Source organism: Methylomonas sp. Kb3, from assembly GCF_002834115.1.
Classification (GTDB): Bacteria; Pseudomonadota; Gammaproteobacteria; order Methylococcales; family Methylomonadaceae; genus Methylomonas; species Methylomonas defluvii.
Genome location: NZ_PIZT01000069.1, coordinates 578,276 through 595,911 on the forward strand (window position 1 = coordinate 578,276; position 17,636 = coordinate 595,911).

At 47.5% G+C, this 17,636-nt stretch carries 13 protein-coding genes; 1 reads left to right on the forward strand and 12 read right to left on the reverse strand.

Going from position 1 to position 17,636, the window contains the following annotated elements; all coding sequences use genetic code 11:
* Window positions 1-7: 7 nt before the first annotated feature.
* The 8 genes from CWO84_RS23790 to CWO84_RS23825 all read right to left on the reverse strand — a co-directional run bounded on the left by CWO84_RS23790 (window position 8) and on the right by CWO84_RS23825 (window position 11,640).
* Window positions 8-1,945 (reverse strand): hypothetical protein, encoded by a 1,938-nt coding sequence (locus CWO84_RS23790; protein WP_101055638.1) that lies wholly within the window; start codon window positions 1,943-1,945, stop codon window positions 8-10.
* The gene (locus CWO84_RS23795) at window positions 1,942-4,326 is read right to left on the reverse strand and encodes an ATP-binding protein (RefSeq protein ID WP_101055639.1); all 2,385 of its coding nucleotides are present in this window, start codon (window positions 4,324-4,326) and stop codon (window positions 1,942-1,944) included. The genes CWO84_RS23790 and CWO84_RS23795 overlap by 4 nt, the downstream gene beginning before the upstream one ends.
* 228 nt (window positions 4,327-4,554) lie before the next feature.
* Entirely contained in the window at window positions 4,555-5,709 is a 1,155-nt protein-coding gene (locus CWO84_RS23800) for a cysteine desulfurase family protein (protein ID WP_101055640.1), read from the reverse strand.
* A 78-nt stretch (window positions 5,710-5,787) separates the two neighbouring features.
* Window positions 5,788-6,609: a phosphoadenosine phosphosulfate reductase family protein gene (locus CWO84_RS23805; protein WP_101055647.1), complete on the reverse strand. Its 822-nt coding sequence runs from the start codon at window positions 6,607-6,609 to the stop codon at window positions 5,788-5,790.
* A gap of 4 nt (window positions 6,610-6,613) precedes the next feature.
* Window positions 6,614-10,003: a hypothetical protein gene (locus CWO84_RS23810; RefSeq protein WP_101055648.1), complete on the reverse strand. Its 3,390-nt coding sequence runs from the start codon at window positions 10,001-10,003 to the stop codon at window positions 6,614-6,616.
* Window positions 10,003-10,938 carry a DUF4007 family protein gene (locus CWO84_RS23815; protein WP_101055650.1) on the reverse strand — a complete coding sequence of 312 codons (936 nt, stop codon included), beginning with the start codon at window positions 10,936-10,938 and terminating at the stop codon, window positions 10,003-10,005. Before CWO84_RS23815 ends, CWO84_RS23810 begins: the two co-directional genes overlap by 1 nt.
* Before the next feature lie 37 nt (window positions 10,939-10,975).
* Complete coding sequence (locus tag CWO84_RS23820) at window positions 10,976-11,233, reverse strand: YlcI/YnfO family protein (RefSeq protein ID WP_101055651.1); 258 nt, start codon at window positions 11,231-11,233, stop codon at window positions 10,976-10,978.
* Entirely contained in the window at window positions 11,230-11,640 is a 411-nt protein-coding gene (locus CWO84_RS23825; protein WP_205800471.1) for a putative toxin-antitoxin system toxin component, PIN family, read from the reverse strand. The genes CWO84_RS23820 and CWO84_RS23825 overlap by 4 nt, the downstream gene beginning before the upstream one ends.
* 210 nt (window positions 11,641-11,850) lie before the next feature.
* On the opposite strand from CWO84_RS23825, the gene CWO84_RS23830 reads away from it, so the two are divergent.
* Window positions 11,851-12,123, forward strand: a complete 273-nt coding sequence (locus CWO84_RS23830; protein WP_101055653.1) for an HU family DNA-binding protein — start codon at window positions 11,851-11,853, stop codon at window positions 12,121-12,123.
* 14 nt (window positions 12,124-12,137) lie between these two features.
* On the opposite strand, the gene traN is transcribed toward CWO84_RS23830, so the two are convergent.
* From traN to lepB, 4 genes are read right to left on the reverse strand one after another with little or no spacing between them, the layout of a single operon-like run.
* The gene (gene traN, locus CWO84_RS23835) at window positions 12,138-14,921 is read right to left on the reverse strand and encodes a conjugal transfer mating pair stabilization protein TraN (RefSeq protein WP_101055656.1); all 2,784 of its coding nucleotides are present in this window, start codon (window positions 14,919-14,921) and stop codon (window positions 12,138-12,140) included.
* Window positions 14,921-15,952: a TraU family protein gene (locus CWO84_RS23840; RefSeq protein WP_101055659.1), complete on the reverse strand. Its 1,032-nt coding sequence runs from the start codon at window positions 15,950-15,952 to the stop codon at window positions 14,921-14,923. The genes traN and CWO84_RS23840 overlap by 1 nt, the downstream gene beginning before the upstream one ends.
* Window positions 15,949-17,148, reverse strand: a complete 1,200-nt coding sequence (locus CWO84_RS23845; RefSeq protein ID WP_165786429.1) for a TrbC family F-type conjugative pilus assembly protein — start codon at window positions 17,146-17,148, stop codon at window positions 15,949-15,951. The genes CWO84_RS23840 and CWO84_RS23845 overlap by 4 nt, the downstream gene beginning before the upstream one ends.
* Entirely contained in the window at window positions 17,135-17,596 is a 462-nt protein-coding gene (gene lepB / locus CWO84_RS23850) for a signal peptidase I (protein WP_240618139.1), read from the reverse strand. Before lepB ends, CWO84_RS23845 begins: the two co-directional genes overlap by 14 nt.
* Between the last annotated feature and the right edge of the window lie 40 nt (window positions 17,597-17,636).

Below are 17,636 nucleotides of genomic sequence, written 5' to 3' on the forward strand. Positions count from 1 at the left end.
AAATATCTTAATCAATCTTGATGAACTTGATTACGAGAGATGCAGATTGTTCATCAGATATAGAATTTCCTCCGGCTACATTAAGATATAATGATGGTTTCGCAGGGCGAGTAAGCGCAATTGCTTTAACTTCCTCAGCGGTGAAACCTTCTGCTCCTTGCATTGCATATCCTGTAATATCAATATCTTTTCCAGATTGGTCTTTCTGAGGGACTTTATGCTCCAAGTACATTAGTCGATTATCAAAATCTGGCAATTGAACAATTTTCGTCAGCAATTCCTGAGGATTATTTTCAAGCCACTTGAGGAGTTTTCGACGAATTTTCCGTACAGTTGAGTCAGAGATAATGAATACCGTTTTCTTTCCATCTTCAGAATCTGCTAGCGCTGCTGCGGTTGCTACGACTCTTTCTTCTCCATAAAGAGTTTTCCATTTTCCATTATGTCTCACAAAGGCTTCAATACCATGAGGTATTAGTATATTCGGCGGACGCTGAACACCAATTCTACTTAGGTCGGCAGTAATCGCATGTTGAAGTTGAATAGCATAAAGAGGTCTTAAGCGACCAACTCGAATCCAATCAGACTTATCTTCCTTAAATTTATCGATTTCCTCAGCATGCCAAGTGTGCAGTCTTTTTTTGTTCCAATTAATCATGAGCTGCTTAGTAGTATCTTTGGGGTCTTGTATCACTACGGAAGCCAGGCCATCTTGTCCTGCTGGAACACTGGCAGCAGTCACACTTTTGACGGAACCCTCGCAGAGAAAGATAGTCCGTTTGCGCAATTCGTCAGGTCTAACCAAATCACATGCGGGTGTTGCGATCACAAGAGCTTTGGATTGGTATTCTCCATTAAAAAATATATCCCCAAGATAAAAATACCCATCTTTAGGGCCTAGTTTGCGGTCAATCTCACTTTCTAGGCGAACTGTGGCATGAAGAAGATTACCTGAATAAATATTTCCTGCAGCGGGGGTTAAGCCAAACCGAGATCGTGGTAGATCTTCTAGCTTCCAATCATCAAGTGCTTTTGCGAGATCCCAAATTTGGGACGTGTTTTCCAGCTCATGAACAAAGTACTCGAGTATTAGGTCTGAAATGTAAGTCCCTAACCCTACTTTTTCGATAGAAACAGTATTGCGGTGGAGAACGAAGTAATCAGCCAAATCAAGATTTCTTAGCTCTCGTTTAACCTGTTCAGCCGCTTGATCAACAGCCAGGCTAATACCGCCAACATGCTGATGTAGGTTTCTAAGTTGAGGTAGCACGCGCACATACTGCGCAAGAATAGCTTCAAGGTCAGTCTTGTCCTGGAAATTACTTTTTTCTAAGGCTTCAAACTGGGAGGCAAACAGATTTGATTGCTTGCGAAATTCTTCCCTACGTTCTGTAAGAGCGGTCGGTAGACTCGACATCAAAAAGACGAAAGGGAGACAATCTTGATGGGTATTCCTTAGCTTATTGTAAGCGGCGATTGCATCATCGACTTGCACTGGTCCTTCCTCTCTTAGCCTAAGGTCAATGAAGATGAGTTGAGGCTCGTTGCTGCTATCAAGTGAATAGTCCGCACCGAAAGTTTGGCAGTCTATCCCATAACTCTGAAGTAGTTCGGTTAAAGGCTTCACTTGAGCTAGCTTGGCTTCTTGCTCTACCAGATATTCGTCAAACAACTGGTTAAAGTGAGATGGTTCTAGTTCTCCTCGAGCGTTGAAAATCTTCGTCACGCTATCAGTATCGCCGAGCGCATTCATCAAGATCGCATCATCAGCCTCTTTCATTTCTAGTAAGTTGCAAACGAAATCAAAATGAGCGTCTTCTAGAGCATCAATGAATGCCTGCACCTTACCTGGAGGCAGCTTTAAGTTTGGTTCTTTGTTGTAAGCATCGTCAATAATGTGAGCGCACTGCACACCGTTTTCTGCAAAAATTTTCCCCAAACTCATTCTACTTTCTCTTTTAATTCAAGCTCAAACGTGTTGTAGCGTCCCGGATGAATGCTCCCTTCGTCCACTAATCCTAAGGTTCCGCCGAGCATCTCTGCATTCTGACGAGCAATGTAAAGCCCCAGTCCTTGTCGCCGAGTGGCCGTGGTTACTTTAGTGGAAAAAAACGGTTCGAAAACTGATTCGACTCGACTTTTTGGAATGCCTGGGCCATTGTCAGTATAGCGGATTCTAGGTGGATCTCCCTCGATCACAATCTTGATTCGTGGCTCAAAGCTTGCATGCGCTCTGCTCTCGATATCAAGCCAATATACGCTGTTGTTGATCAGATTCTCGAGAATTTGAACGACATGCCCCTCGATGATGAAGGCGGTTTTAGAATGAGAAGATTGTTGCGATATGCCAGCCCCAATTCGATGTCGGCCAAATTGGTCTTTATGTGCATCAAGAACATAAGTGACAATATCTGCTAAATTCAATGTGCTGCGGCGCTGACGAGCGCTAATGGAGAGCGGTTCGAGCGTCTGCAATCGTTTTTGAATGACTTTGATTTGCTGGGATAAGACACGGAAAGCTGCAGCGGTATCATTATCGACGAGTTGTCTATTGATGTTTTTTAGCGTCTTTTGAGTGGCTTCGGTTGCGCGAGTAAGTTCGTGCGCTATTACTTCTATCATTAATCCCACTCCTGCCAATTGAGTTAAACGCTCTTTCTCTTCTTCAATTGTGCCAATACGCTCCACAGCACGCGCATGCGCGTCCTTTATCTCTAGGAAGGCATCCTTTACTTCTTGTAGAAGCTGTGCATCGCCAGAATAGTGTCGTTTAATTGTTTTCAGTGATTCTCGCGTGCGTCGTTCAAGGCTATCAACCGAACCAGTTTCTTTTACTGTATCGTACGCCAAAGCATTCCCGGCCTTTTGCGCTCGGCTCGCTTCAACGAGATAGTCATGAAACCAGTGAGTTATGACTTCATTAAGCAACTGGACTAGCACTGTTTTCTCGGGACAGTCAGTAAGGCCCTGTCGATTTGTTTGGTCTAAAAGCTTTGAATTTGTAATACGTCCAATGCGAACACGTCCAATGATTTGTTTAGTGTTGAGCTTGTAGCCAGTTGCAGCAAGTGCCGCCCGATCTAACTTAAGCCAGTCATCGCCCTCATCCCCATACGGCAAAACTCTGTAGCCATCGCGGAACAGTGAAATACCAATCCAGGCTTTGACAAGGGCTCGTACTGCTTCACGATCTCCGATACCTTCGACTGCTCGAAACCTTTGGCGGTTGAACCAATAAAATTCAAAGTTAAATGGGCCTAAGGATCGAAGAATCGAAAGTGGCTGGCCAGACTCCTTCAATCCACTCATAGAATGTAAATCAGTAATATCAAAGGTCAAAACTGTTTCATCAGCATTATATAAGCCAGACTTGAACTCCACCGTGAGCGATGGTTTGTCACCTTTGAATTTGAGCTCACCTGTACATTGTGCATGAGCGCTCTTTAGTAAATCGATTGCAACTGTTCTGGCTTGTTCGACAGGTTCATCGTTAAATGAAAGTTTGATAGGAAATCTTCTACGTTCGTCCCAAGAAAAAGGATCCATCATTTTAGCAATCTGATCCTTTGCTATTTCGGAAAGTCGTTCATATGACCAAGAGGCAGATAGGTCAGAAATGATTATTCGCGTGAAAGAATCTCCAATTGACTTTGGCTCACCCTTTATTGGAGCCAGCTTTACACTATCAGCAGGTTTATCATAAGCTTCTTCGAAACGGTTCCAATCGATTTCAAGAACATTAGTTAGCAGGTCATCTTTAGTAGCGGTCTCAATCCGAACCATGCGCCCCAAACGCATTACAGAAAGACGCCCAACACCTTTTTCACCTAAATATGGTGGTTTTGTTTTATCGTTACCTTCAATTACCGATTGACGGACAGCGTTTGTCCTGTTTGTCGTTCCGATTGTAAGGTAGATATCCTCAAGATCAATCTTTGACATTCCATGACCACTATCGGCCACCACAATACGGTTACATTTACGGTATGCTTCTTTGGCGTGTTTTACTAAGGATTGGATAGTTCTTGCTCCAGCTATAGTGGCTTTAAACTGCTCTCTGAGCAGCTCTGGGGCATCAGGAAGTAAATGTTGTAACAATTCATCTTTTAGTTCATCGACAGTTATATCGGAGTCCTCCTGATCTAAAGAGGCTAGGATTGAGGCGAAGTCTGATTCCCGAATAACAACTTCAAACTTGACATCTACTCCTGTTCGGGATTTAGCATCGATGGCATTTTTGATGAGCTCATAGAGCGCCACTGAGTCGGATGAAATAAGTTCGGCTCCTAGGTGAAGTATGGTTCGAGCTGTGATTTTAAAGGACATAAGTAAATATCTATTTCAAAAATGACAATTCTGATAATCCTTTAGCATAATGATTCGGATTTTTTTTGGCGAGGTTAACCTTTGCAAATTTCTGTTCAAATTCAATGCTCTTTCTCCGTTCCATTTACTATACCCCCTGTGAATTAATTCGAAAAAAATTCCAATCTTAAAATTGATTCTTATAGAACCCCACTGCACACTTAAAGTCTAATATTTGACCAAAATTCTTTAGCGCATTTGCGACAAAACTCTTAAGAAAAAGTTAATTTCCTGTTCAGTTGTATGTCGAGAAAGGCTTATTCGTAGAGTATTTCTGGCTTTCTCATAATCAATACCCATTGCAATTGCAACATGTGAAGGGCGGTCACTTCCTTGAGCGCAAGCCGAGCCTGTCGAGACGGCAATCCCATGCTCTGACAGTTGATGAACCAATAGCTCTCCATCTATGGTCGGAAAAATAGCAAGCGTGGTATTGGGAAGGCGCTTAACACTTCTTCCCAAGATCTGAATTCCGGGAATAATTTTTTCCATTTGCGCTTCCATATCATCGCGCAATGAAGCGATTGCAGAAAACTGATTAACTAGCGCAGATGTTAGTTTTCGTAAGGCAGTAGCCATGCCTGCAGCAAGAGCGGGATTATCAGTTCCCGCCCGACGTCCCTCCTGTTGGTCACCACCAAATAAAAGTGGCTTTAAATAACGACCTTGACGAATATATAGAGCACCAATGCCTTTGGGACCATGAAATTTGTGCGCCGATAGAGATAAAAAATCAACCGCACGCAATTCATCGGATAGTTCAACAGGAATTTTGCCAATGGCTTGAGTTGCATCTGTGTGGATTAGGCATTCAGGGTATTTTTTTTTAATTTGTTGAGCTAGCTCACCCACCGGCTGAATTACGCCAGTTTCGTTATTGGCTAACATAATTGATACCAGACGTGTGTCTGGTCGAATAAGTGACACGATGTTATCTATATCGATCACGCCGTTCGAATTAACAGCACCTAATGTGAGATCGATAAAAGGATGGCGTGCAACAGCGAGAGCAGTTTCAAGAATAGAGGGATGTTCAATGGCCGACACGATGAAATGCGTGTTGCCTCTATGTTCCGTTTCTGAATCCAATATGGAACGTAAAACCCAATTATTTGCTTCTGTGGCGCCGGAGGTTAAAGTGAATTCTGAAGGATCGCTAGCATTTAGAGCCTCGCAAAGTATTTGTTTGACCTCATAAATGGGGTACATGCAGCCGCTCAATTCGCCGATAACAGATGCCGGGTTGAAGTAGGCCTCAGTCCAATAAGGCAGCATGGCTTCGATGACCTCTGGCAGGACGCGCGTGGTCGAATTGTTGTCGAGAAAGACTATTGGATTTTCCATGTTCTGAGTTTTGCTAACTAACTGATCCTGAATTGAGCATATACTCGTATCCCTAGCGAAGAACGTTTTCTATTAGCGTTACAGGTGGCAAATCATGCAGCCAGAGGATGGTGGCTCGTCAACTGACAGCCCAGCTAAAGTCGTTACAAGCGGGAGATTTTTCTGATTCTGCTTTTGACGGAGTTGCTGTATTTCCCATTTACTAATTATTTCCGCGATACGCTCTGGTTTTTCCAGCTCTGACAGAGGTTCGTCCTTACACCAATAAAAGATATTGCCATTGACTCGGTTTGGCTTTTCGTAAGCTTTCGCTTCTTCATAAAGGTGAGGATATTGCTGTTTTAGACGAACCCACTCAATCTTTTGCTGATAAAAACAAAAAAAACAGCCTGATCGTGTTCGACCCCACTCGGTATAAGGAGGCATGCCAATGCCTGATTCACGAAGAATTTTTTGCACGCCATCATAATCGATACCGTCTTCGCGAAATGGAAAGACTGCTTTGATATTGGGCTTGTGGCTAATATAGCCAACTCGATCTTCATCGGCACGAATGCCAACATAGTTAATGCAATTAGTGTCCCCGATATATTTTTCAAAAGGTTCTAGCTTCATTGCTCTGGTACACCACCGACGGTGATTTGAGGGCAACATACCTCCGTACATTCGTAATAAATCATCGAAAGTTGTCCCGAATGTTGTGCGAACAATCTTTTTTCCAAGGTAATCCTCAAGACGATCAATATACTCGTAGGTGTCTGGTAGCTCTTTGTCAGTATCATGAAAAATGTACTCCATGTCTGGAATACGGTCTCTAAGATAAATCGCCAATGCAGCACTATCCTTGCCGCCGGAGAGGCTAAGAATGTGGCGGACTGGTTGGATTGTTGACTCGGGCATAATTTTAACTTTTTTGAAATTGGTTCCAGATAGCACGGACTGCAGCACTTAAGCCCGCGCGACCATGCTCCTGAATTAGGTTAGTAATTTGCGTTTCCAATTGTGTGACTTGTTCTTCTTCCGACTCCGACCAATGAAGCATGCGGGTAGACTCAATACCGTTTGGTTTGGTTAACGCTAGACGGACAACTCGTTCAGCATCTTGGATCCCAATGTCTCCGATAAAATCCGAGTTGGCCGCTTCCGCGCGTAACATTCGTTTAGCTAAAACACCAAGACGCTGATGAAAAGTATCTTCGTCATTATCATTCCATCGTGCCGCGGATTTTCGACTTAAATGATTGGCAAGTGATTCCAACCACTGCCGATGATTCAGGTGAGCATCTCCAAGACGAAGCACGAAACTCTTGAGTTCCTCTTCGGCAAGTTTGTTGGAAATGGCCGCGCATCGAGCGATTAATTCTGAACGAAGCTCTTCAATAGAAACGTGAGTTTCGAATGAATCGGTAATGGCTGAGGCAACTCTATTAAGCAACATATCATAACTAGTTTGAATCTCAGCAATTAGTTTAGGAAGCTTGGAGGCAAGCGTATCGTAATCATCTATTGAAACACCTACGGCGATTGGAATATCCGTAAAAACCAGTTTGCCTGGCTCTCTAGCTTCAAGCAAACATTTTCGTAACGCCAAGGCTTCTGTGCTTAGTTTTTTCGTATTCCGTGAATACTCGGGAACCTCTGCAACAAATTTAACTAATGGCCGAACCAGGTCGAGAACTTCCGGGCTATCAGACGGAGTAAGCCCCAGTACAGTACTCAAGCTATGAAATAACTCCAGGCGCACGCCGACAATCGAGCAGTGTTGTAGCTCAAAATGCTCCGGTTCCTTAATGAGTCGTTTAAATTCTTCGCCCCCCAGACGATGCCGATAAGTGCCATTTTCATAGGCAGCCGTCTGATGCCAACATGCAGCCAGATAAATTGCCAAGAGTAAGGGGAGCATGCCATCGCGAGCACCAATCGGTTCTTTGCGGAGTTCAACAAAAATGCGTGGAATGTCGATCCGTTGGCCGTCATTGTCTTTTAATAATTTGTCAATGGTCAGCAGAGCAGGACGGAGTCTTCCGATGTCATTTTGCTCGGTTGGAATAACAATCGACCATTTATCTTGATTAAAAGTGTGTACATTGCCGGTCAACAACACGGATAGATAGATCGCTAATTCCGGGGGATTTTTTGTAGTATCCATTCCCAGAAACGGTTTATCCGGATAGGTAGAAATAGCTTCTATTAGAAGTGTTCGTGCCCGTGAAGCCGCTGAACTAGTGATTCTACGGTTAATGAGCTCATTGGTGACGATTGGGCATTCGGAATAAATGTTATCGCATAGAGCTGAGAGGCTTGCACCAATTCCATTCGCATCGACCTGGAATGGCTTGCCCTGCCAAAACCAATTAATCGATGCCATGTCGCCGCTATTTAAACCTGTTAATTTTTCCAGTCGGTTATCTAATAGGTCCTTCGCATTAATGATTTGGGAATTAAGTTCTTGGCGCGCGAATTGATCTCCGGCCAATTCCATTACGTTTTCACTAACCCATTTCCAGCATCTTAAATCATTTGCTGCACTGATTAATTCAACTGGTGGCCTTGTTAGTCCCACCACGATTTTCGAGCTAAGGGGGGCTGAAGAATTATTAAGCTTTTCAGTGATTACTATAGACTCTCGATCATTTTCAGGGAGAAGAACAAGAATATATCCATCAGGTTCAAGACCGGTCGTTGGTTTTATTCCGGCTGTACAAAGTCGCTCATATTCACTTGCCGGGTGGAATTGCACTTCAAAATGGCGAAGATTCCCCGTCTCAACATAGTGGCGTCTGGCAACAATCGTTTGGGGGCTCAGAAGCGACACAACCATTCGCATGGAATTAGTTGGCTCTCCTAACTGGAGTCGCGCATTTTCAAAGCAATCCGCTAGATGGACACTTGTATGCGGCCAAAGGCAATAACCTCGAACGGATCCTCTCTCATACAAAACATGTTGAGATTCAAGGTGCTGTAATGCACTCTTCAGCTTTTTAGGCTGTCGTAGACCGACCGCTTTGATCAGTATGTCTTGTGTCGCAAGTAGCGAGTCATCATCAATTAGATTGAGAATCCCTATGCTCTTTAAGAGCGTAGTATGCTCTGCTTCGATGTCTTGTGACTGACGGATGACTGTTTCAATAATTCGCCAATGAGTAGCTCTACCGTTTGTCATCGTATGCGCTAGGTTTTCCTTAACGTAGTCATAGAGATTTGCTAAGCGAAAGAATTTAGGCTCAGTAAGGCAAATACTCGAGAAATCCTGGAGACTTCGAGGTTCGTAGCCTGATAAGAATCCAAATAGCGATCGTTCGTTTTGAGCAAATCGCCTCAATAGATTAAGTAATGGGGGCAGTACTGTTGGATGAAGAGGAAATAGTCTTGGAGCAAGTTCAACCAAAGTCTCGGCTGAGGTGGTTCCATAGATACCGGAACGAACCGCCCATTGCATTGCCTCTCTTGATTCTTGAATAATTTTCGAGGGTAAACCATCGACATCAATATTTAATGCCTCTGAGCACAGTAGAACGGTTTGTTCAATAGGGTGGGTAAAGATAATTTCATCAAAACGACCTGCAACTTTATCCCATTCGCGTCGAGTGGCTGCATCTAAAGAAGCAGTGTAAGAGGCAATGCCTTGGTGGAGAATTCCTAGTAAGATGAAAGGACGGTCTTCACTTCTTGAAGCAGTTTCGGCTAAGCGTTGCAAGCAATAGACGTCGGAGCTGAGCGGGTTAAAAGTTGAATATTCGAGATTTTTTCCAAGCTCATCTAATACCAGCAAAATACCGGCTTTTTCATTCTGTGTCGCAATTTGACGCGATTGCTCAAGAAGCGTTAACAGATCTTCAGTCGTTTCAGGTAAAACGCCTTTTTTTAGGCCTTCAATCTGACTGATTAAAGCGCGTCCTATTCCTTTAGCTAAAGGTTCGCGATCACCGGTAACAATTACAGGCAATAAGTTTTGTCCAGAAATAATGCCTTGTAACTCTGCCGGTAACTCAGCTTCTCTACCGGCTGCCGCTTTTGCAACGGCGAGTGCGAAGGCCGATTTTCCACTACCGTAGTCGCCTGTGATACGCCATGCTCTCTGGACGCTATTCTGGTTAAATGACGTGTTTATCCGTTTAAAACAATGCCTAATAAAATCTGTTGTAACGTAACCATCAGTTGAAGTTTTATCATGCAGGTCTAATTCGATCTGAACTGAGCGCCTGAAACGAGAATTAAGCCTTATCAAGCTGCTAGCTGTAGATCGCTTAATAACAGGATCTGCGTTTACGAATTGGTCTTGAGTTTGACCCATTATTTTCGCTCGTATATTGATTTCAAAAGCAGATCGGCATTGGTTTCCTCAAGCCTTTCAATGCCACGTTGATTTTGGGATTCAACCAGCCTCCATTCGTGCGGGTAACTCTGAGTCAGGGCAACTAATCTCGAATAAATATCTGTTTCCGGCAAGCGAAAAACGCGACCTGGACTGTCTTCTGAAAAGGAAATATCCCGTAGAGTTAGTTGCTTTTCATTTGGATGTGAGCGGCTCCACCAGCTTTGTAAACAAAAGCGAAATGCTCCAGTTGAAAAAGAAGGCTTTGGCCCGCAGTCAATGCGGAAAATTGTTTCGCGTTTACCGTTGGGGAGTTTTTTTTCTCCATATCGCTTAATTAGATTAAGGGTTGCCAACGGACTGTCAAGAGTATCTTCCGGTGTACCCTTTGATGCGTCGCTTTCACCCGCAACGTAAGTCCGAATAAACACATCGAAATGCTGACGAAGCGTGACCGTAGAAAGTGACTTAGGCTGAGTAGAAACAGCTCCGGCGAAATGATCAACAACTTCAGTCGCTACCATCTCGTCGTCAGGAAATACATTCGTCAAAAAATGCCATGCGTATGGGCGTATCGTTGTTTCCCCATCGTCCCAGCCACTGCATAAAAACCAATGCAACAGCCATAGTGTCTGCTGGTTTTCAAGAAAAGGGTCTAGGCCTTCCTGCCTAGACAGCACTTTAGATGCGAAATCACTAAGTGTCCATTGCGCCTTTGTTTTTTGGGCAACACCGGTTGCTTTAACCCAGAATTCCAGTGCTTCTACCATGTTTTTGCCTAATCCTAGGTGTTTCATTCCTTCTCTAGGATTACCAAATGGATCAATTTGATTCTCGATTGCTGCTACAGCTTTGGGTAACCAGCTTATTCTTAGCGCAAAGGACTGATGCCCACTGTAAACAAAATTTAGCATTCATATTCCCTGATTTTTACTACGCCTAAAGCTTAAGTTAGCTTATTGGAAGTTCATCGCCGGTTCGAGGCGGTTGCCCGCCTTCACGGGTTAGAATTTTCTTAAATGCATCGAAATCAGCCCGATTCTTTCTTTCCGAAAAGAACGCAGCGGTATTCATTGCGGCCAACTTTTCAGCTACAGCTGTTGCTACAAATTGGTTGAGGCTTACGCCTTCTTCTTTGGCTAGCTTTTCAACGGCAGCTTTCACTGAACGTGGCAAACGTAGCGGGTAAGTACTAGTATTACTACTCATTGTTGTAACCTCACCAAGGCTTCAAATGGTTTTAGAATTTCGATTCCAAAATCTCTAGGTATAGTTCCATAGTCACGGTGATTGAATGTGACGATGGCGTCGGCTCTACCATTTACTGCGGCCTCCAATACCATTTCATCAGCTGGATCGCGTAGCCTTGGACGCCACAGAAAATGTGTTTCAACAGGATCGACTAACGCTGCCAAGGCATCCAAATATTGGTCCACCTCGTGTTTGTTTAAGCCGGCAGCCAGTTGATGTTCCGCTAAACTACAGGTGGCTTCGTATTCAACGACCAAAGGAACATTGGCAACCAAAACAAACAAACCATCCAAAGCTGCCAGCAAAAGTGCCGCAGACGCACCCGTCGGACTACGCATAGCGGAAACGATGACATCAGTATCCAATACAAATCTCATATCGCTGAAAATATCATATCGCCGGGCATGTGTAAAAGCCTTTAACTTTGTTTAACTTCTACTATTGCAGTGGTTGTAGGACGCCTTGATAAAATCCTATACGACATATTTCTCATGTAGTTGATATGATTTGCAACTCTGTCTGTAAATACAATAACAAGCTCTTTTTTAAACGCTATCGCCATAGGAAGCATGTGCATGAATAAATCCGACCTCATCGATGCCATCGCCAGCCACGCCAACCTGACCAAATCCGACGCCACCCGCGCATTGGATGGCATTACTCAATCTATTCAGTCGGCACTGAAAGCCGGTGATTCCGTAGCCTTGGTGGGCTTCGGTACCTTTGAAGTGAAAGAACGTGCGGAACGTAGCGGTCGTAATCCGCAAACCGGCGAAGCCATTACCATTGCTGCCGCTAAACTGCCTTCTTTCAAAGCCGGTAAAGGCCTGAAAGACGCGGTTCAGTAAATATTTGGCTGTATTTATTGCGGTCCCATTCCCCAGCCTTCCAGTTCAGACTGCCGTTTGACCGTAGGCACATCCAAATCGGTCATCCGGCCTTGGGTGCGGGTTAAGGTGTCTTGACGGCCGTTAGAGGCTGCGCCGTATTTCTGCGGATTGAGCCGGCTACCGGTACCGGTGAGTTGATCGAGATTGAGCATGGACGCGGCATTGGCAGCGGTCGGCAAATGCCCGGTCTGCGCTAGAATCGCCAACCATTCGTCCAGATTGACTTGTGTCCAGTCTACGCGGTCCAGGTCCGCGACTTTGATGCCAGTACAACTGGGACTTTCCGGCGTACCGAAATCCATACCCAACTGCGGTTTGATTTGTTCGTTGAGAATGCGTGCTAGCGGCGAGTTGTAGCAACAGTAACTTTCCTTGCGCACCCAACACACGCCAGCCACCTTGCTTTCGCAATAGGTGCCGAGGTCCGTGCAGACTTTGAGCTGTTTCTTGGCGGCGAGTTCGTACTCCGGTTCCTCGCAGGAATAGACGATCTGGATGATCATGATGATGATCATCACCACGGTATAGGCTGTCATCAAGGTGCCGAGCAGTTCGCCGGCGACCGCGGCACCGCCTCCTAACTCGACGCCACCCGATTCCGCTGCCGGGGTCAGATTACCCGCCGAGTCAAAGGCCGCCTGGCCACCGGCACTGAACAGCGCATTACCGGCGGCTTCGCCAAAGGTCTGGCCGATCCATTCGGCCACGGATTTCATCAATTCACCTTTCAATGAATCCAGTAAGCCTTGCGAGGCAATGTCGCTGGTACTGAGCATGTCGGTACCGACCAAATCGTTCACCGTCGAGGCAAAATCCGCCTGAAAACTATTCCAGGCATCGCCGGCCAAGGTGAACGGGGTGAGCATGGTTTCCCAAGCGCCTCGAATCGCCGAAGTGCTATCCATGGCCATGACTGCGCTATCCATCTGGCTGGTGGCGATCAACAGATCGACGTAACGTCCCAGCCCCATCGCTCCCGAGGGCGTTTCGCAGCAATCGACGAGACTGAGCGCGCCGCCGACCATTTTGCAACTGGCCGGTTTGCCTTGAAATACTTGGCAGGTGCTTGGATCCTTTTGCTGGAGATCGGCATTGGCGTAGTCGCAATGTAAATCCATCGCCATTTGCTGGGCGCTGTTGAGTAACGCCACCGCCTTGCTGAAATCCTGGCTTTGTGTGCGATTCACTGTAATGCACTCTTCGCCCATGCAGCGTATCGGACCAGCGCATTGTTGCTGGGTGTTGCTTTGAATACCGGGAATGCCCACCGTTTGCCCGCAGTCGTAAGTATCGACACTGTCCCAGCAGGTGCCGGAGGCTAACACACTGGTACATTGGCTTTTGATGAACGAGCAGCCTTGGGTTTCCAACGATGCGCAGGTTTTGTTGGGTATGCCGTTCGCCGGCGGCTCCAGACAATGCGTGCCGGCGGTATCGGTCCAGCATTGGCCATACTGATTAAGATCGCAGTTCCCGGCGGCCTGGATACTCATACAGGTATTACGGATCCCCGTCGAACTGGCTACTGGTGCTTGCGCCAAATCCGAGCCGCAGACCATGACTTGCGATGTCGGATCGACGTAACAACCCGAGGCATTGGCGGGATCGTTCGTGCAACTCAATTGGCTGCCAGCCTGACATATGCCATCGGTAATCGCATTGGCCAAGTTTTGGCAAGTCGGTCCGCTCCAGCTCCATTCGTCTTGAGTAATCAACTTGGATAAGTCGTAACGCAGCCGAATACGAGAGTAGCCCTCGCCATTACCACCGACCAGAGTGTCTTGTTTGAATACTACTTGTCCCGAACTGTTAAAGGCGTAGGTGACGTCGCGATTGGGATGATCGACCCAACTATTACTGAGTTCGCATGAGCCGCCCCAGCCGGTGGATCCGGTATAAATCAGGTTGCCGCCATAATCCACACGAGCATGGTCGTCGAATTCCACGTCCTCCAGGGTGGCGCTGACGATCGCTTCGGGATGCAACACGTTATAGGTCACTTGCCAGGTAAACACCGCACATCCGGCTGACCAGTAGTTGTCACCAACCCGACCGACATACAAATCCATACAGCCAGAACCGCAACTGGACATGCCACCGTCGCCACTGACGAAGCGAATCAAAGGTTCGACATTGACTTGGTGGGTGGCCGTGCAGCTTTGCGGCACCGAGGGCTGCCTGAGACAGAGCTGATAATCCGGCACCCGCACCGATTGCTGGGTTTCGGTTTGGGTTGTGGTGGTTGTGCAGTCCGAGAACGACTGTGCCCAAGGCGTAAAATTGCTGAATACCTGATCGCCGCTTTGCCAGATCTGATCAGCTTGTAAATCCGGATGCGACTGGTGGGCGTTGTCTATCAAGGTGCGATAGGCTTCGCCGGTGAAGCTGGTTTCGCCGTTCAACGTGGTCTGCGCATTCAAGCCAGCGGCTAGCGTGCCGGGGTTGTTGCCGTAGAGATTAGCGAAATCGCTGGTCGTGGTTGATGTGCTATTCGTATCCGGAAACAGCGTGCCGATTGAAATGGCGCTCTCCTGAGCCGTCCCTGGATTTAAGGTCAGCGTGCCGTTGCCGGTATCGAGTGGAAACGCAAAACCACCCAGAACTTGTTGACCGAGTTGTTGACCATCGCGCCCAGCCGCCTGAATCGCATCCGCCCAGGAAACGCCAAACGGTGTCCAGGCCAAGGTCACGCACAAAATCGCAGACAGTGTCTGCGTAATCCGGCGTTGCGGTTCGAATAACTCCCTGGTACCCATCACAGCCCCACACAACAGTCCTGCCAACGCCACAGCAGGTAGAGATGATCTTCACCCGGCCCAGGATAAGTGCGACCTGCACCCCATTTGAACGTGGTCTCGCCAATGGCGTGATTGGACTCGGTTTCGGCGACCGGATAAAACATGGATAGCCGGTATTGCGATTTGGGGATGAAGGGATAGATAGTGCCGCCGCACAAAGCATCGTTGCCCGAAGTTTTCCAGGCCAGCCCGCGCCGATGCAAGGAGGCCGTCGCCCGCGTGGCCAACAAACTGGTAATCCTGGGATCGGTCCCGTAACTGGTCGGCGAAATCCCGGATAAGGGATACATATGCCCCCAAGCACCGGCACACCAGAACAAGGCATCCAAGGGATTGCCGGTGGCGGCCGCTGCGGCATCGGCGACACAGGCCGATATCGCCACCGGATTGGCAAATAACGCCGTTTCCGGGCTGGTAAAAAACGCCAACAAGTCACTATTCCAGGTGGGATCGAGTTCCGAGACATACAGCAAATCGAAATCCCGGTAACCATCGCTGTTGCAGCGGCCATCCCAAAACAAGTCCAGCAGGATGGTCAGCGGAAAGGCGAAATAGTGGTAATTGAAAAACGACATCTCGCTGGCATCGAAGTCAGCCTTGCCGGTGGTCGCAATCAAGCGCACATTTGAAGCGCTGAACTTATGGCCGCCCAAAGCCGGCGAGCACCAGGGATTGCGGACAATCTCGATCAGCCTCGCCGGGTTCCAAAGACCCATGGTCATGCCAAGTTCCGGAATCCCCATCGGATCGGTACAGAAACAGAACTTCTCATCAGTCGCGATGCTCGGTACGTTGCCACCGCCCAGCGAAGCTCCCGCCGCCCGAATCGGAAATAAACAGCTCCAGCAAATATCGGTGACCAGCTTGCCAGACCACAGTTCGGCGTCGGAGCACAACGGATCGACGCTATTGGTTGTGGTGTCGGCATAAAGCGGGGTTGCCAGTGTTATCAGACCTCCCAAAACCCAAGGGAAAACGAATCGTTTCATGACCGATCTCCATTTGCGACCGGCAGTTTTCGTTCATGAACAATCAAACGGTTACCTGATTGTTCGACGACAGCCGGCACATGCTGTAACTGAAAACGGCTGCGTACATCCGGTGTCAATAAATACACCGATGCCTGCAACGTGGTTTCCAAACGCTTTAAACTGTCCCAACCTTCCTGACGCGACAGAGACGTGGCCAAATACATCACGTGGGCCTTTTTGTCCTGGCAGGATTGATGCTGAATCAGCTCAACTTGTGCTGGCACCGTGGCATCGAATACCATCAGACATAAGCCAAATGGCATTTTGTCCAATGGGTTGACGGTTTGTCCGGCTCGGATGATCAGCTGACCGTTGGGCGCCGCCAAATCGCGCGGTGAGGTAATGGTCAGATCCACGGTCCGATCATGATCGGCCTGAGCCGTGGGTAAGTTTTCAAATTTTTGCTGTTCCCAAAATCGAGCGATGGCTTGTCGCTTCTTTTGTTTCCAGTCGATGGCGGCCATCCGGCGCTTGAGTTCTTTCAGTAAGTCGATTTCGGCAATCTCGCCGACATCACCCAAGGTGCCTAAATCACCCTGTTTGCCGGCTTTGAGTCGCTCGTCCAACCAGGACAAACTGCTGACACCTCGAACGTGTAAACGGGCTTTCCCTTCCTGTTCGACGACGAAGTCCGGCACGGATGACACCGACCAGCGTTGAAAACGGGTGGGATCGATAACAATGTTCGGCAGCGGCTCGATGCCTTTCAGCAAGCGTTTGAGGTCAGCCATCAATGCCGGTAGTTTTTGGTCGTGCTTGGGGCCGCGAAACACCAGCAACACATCGTCACGGCCTGCGGCCTCTTCAAAGATGCCTTTCAGCGCCGTATCGCCGAGTGAAAACGAGACAAACAGCAGTGTGAGTGACTTGTTCGAAGGGGTTGTCCGTAGGCCGCCTGCCGATCCCGTCGATAGCGCCTCTGCTTGGATCGCTTGTGAAGCTTTCAAGACTTGTTGCGCCTGGCGTTTCATGTCTCGTTGATCAGCCTGACCGTTCAACCACTCAGGTCGAGGCTGGCCTTCCAAGGCCTGCAAAATGGTCTGAGAACGCTGTAGCCAGGATTCCTCCGCCTGAACCGCATGCACACTGAACCAACAGAACAAACAGACCACCGATTGACGCCAAGGACGTTGAGACCAATCAAAACAACGCATAGGCCCGTCCAATCACTTGATGGTCGTAGACATAGCCCCAGTATCGCGAATCGAAGCTTTTGTCGGTTTGTCCGGTTACCCAATAGGCAGCAGGTGGAGTGGTTTCATGGCGTTTAAAACTGGTAGCAGGCTTTTTGAGTTTCTCCGTCAAAGGCAACCCGTCGATGATCCGTTCACCGTTGATCGTGGTGTGTTGTGGATCGACATGAACGGTATCGCCGGTGACGCCGGCGGCAATTTTGACGATGATCTGGCCGTCTTTGAAAAAAGGCGCCATGCGCTCGGCGCGGAACGCGATCAAATCGCCGCGCCAGATGTCTTTGTTGTGAGTGTCGATCAGGTACACCCATTTGTCCGGCAGACAGCGATCGACTTGGTCGTCGCCGCCGATTAGAAAGCGTTGGCCGATATAGCGTTCAACGGCCAACACCAGCAACAGAATCGGCATTGCCTTGAGTAGGAATCGGGCTAAAGTCGATCGAGTGACA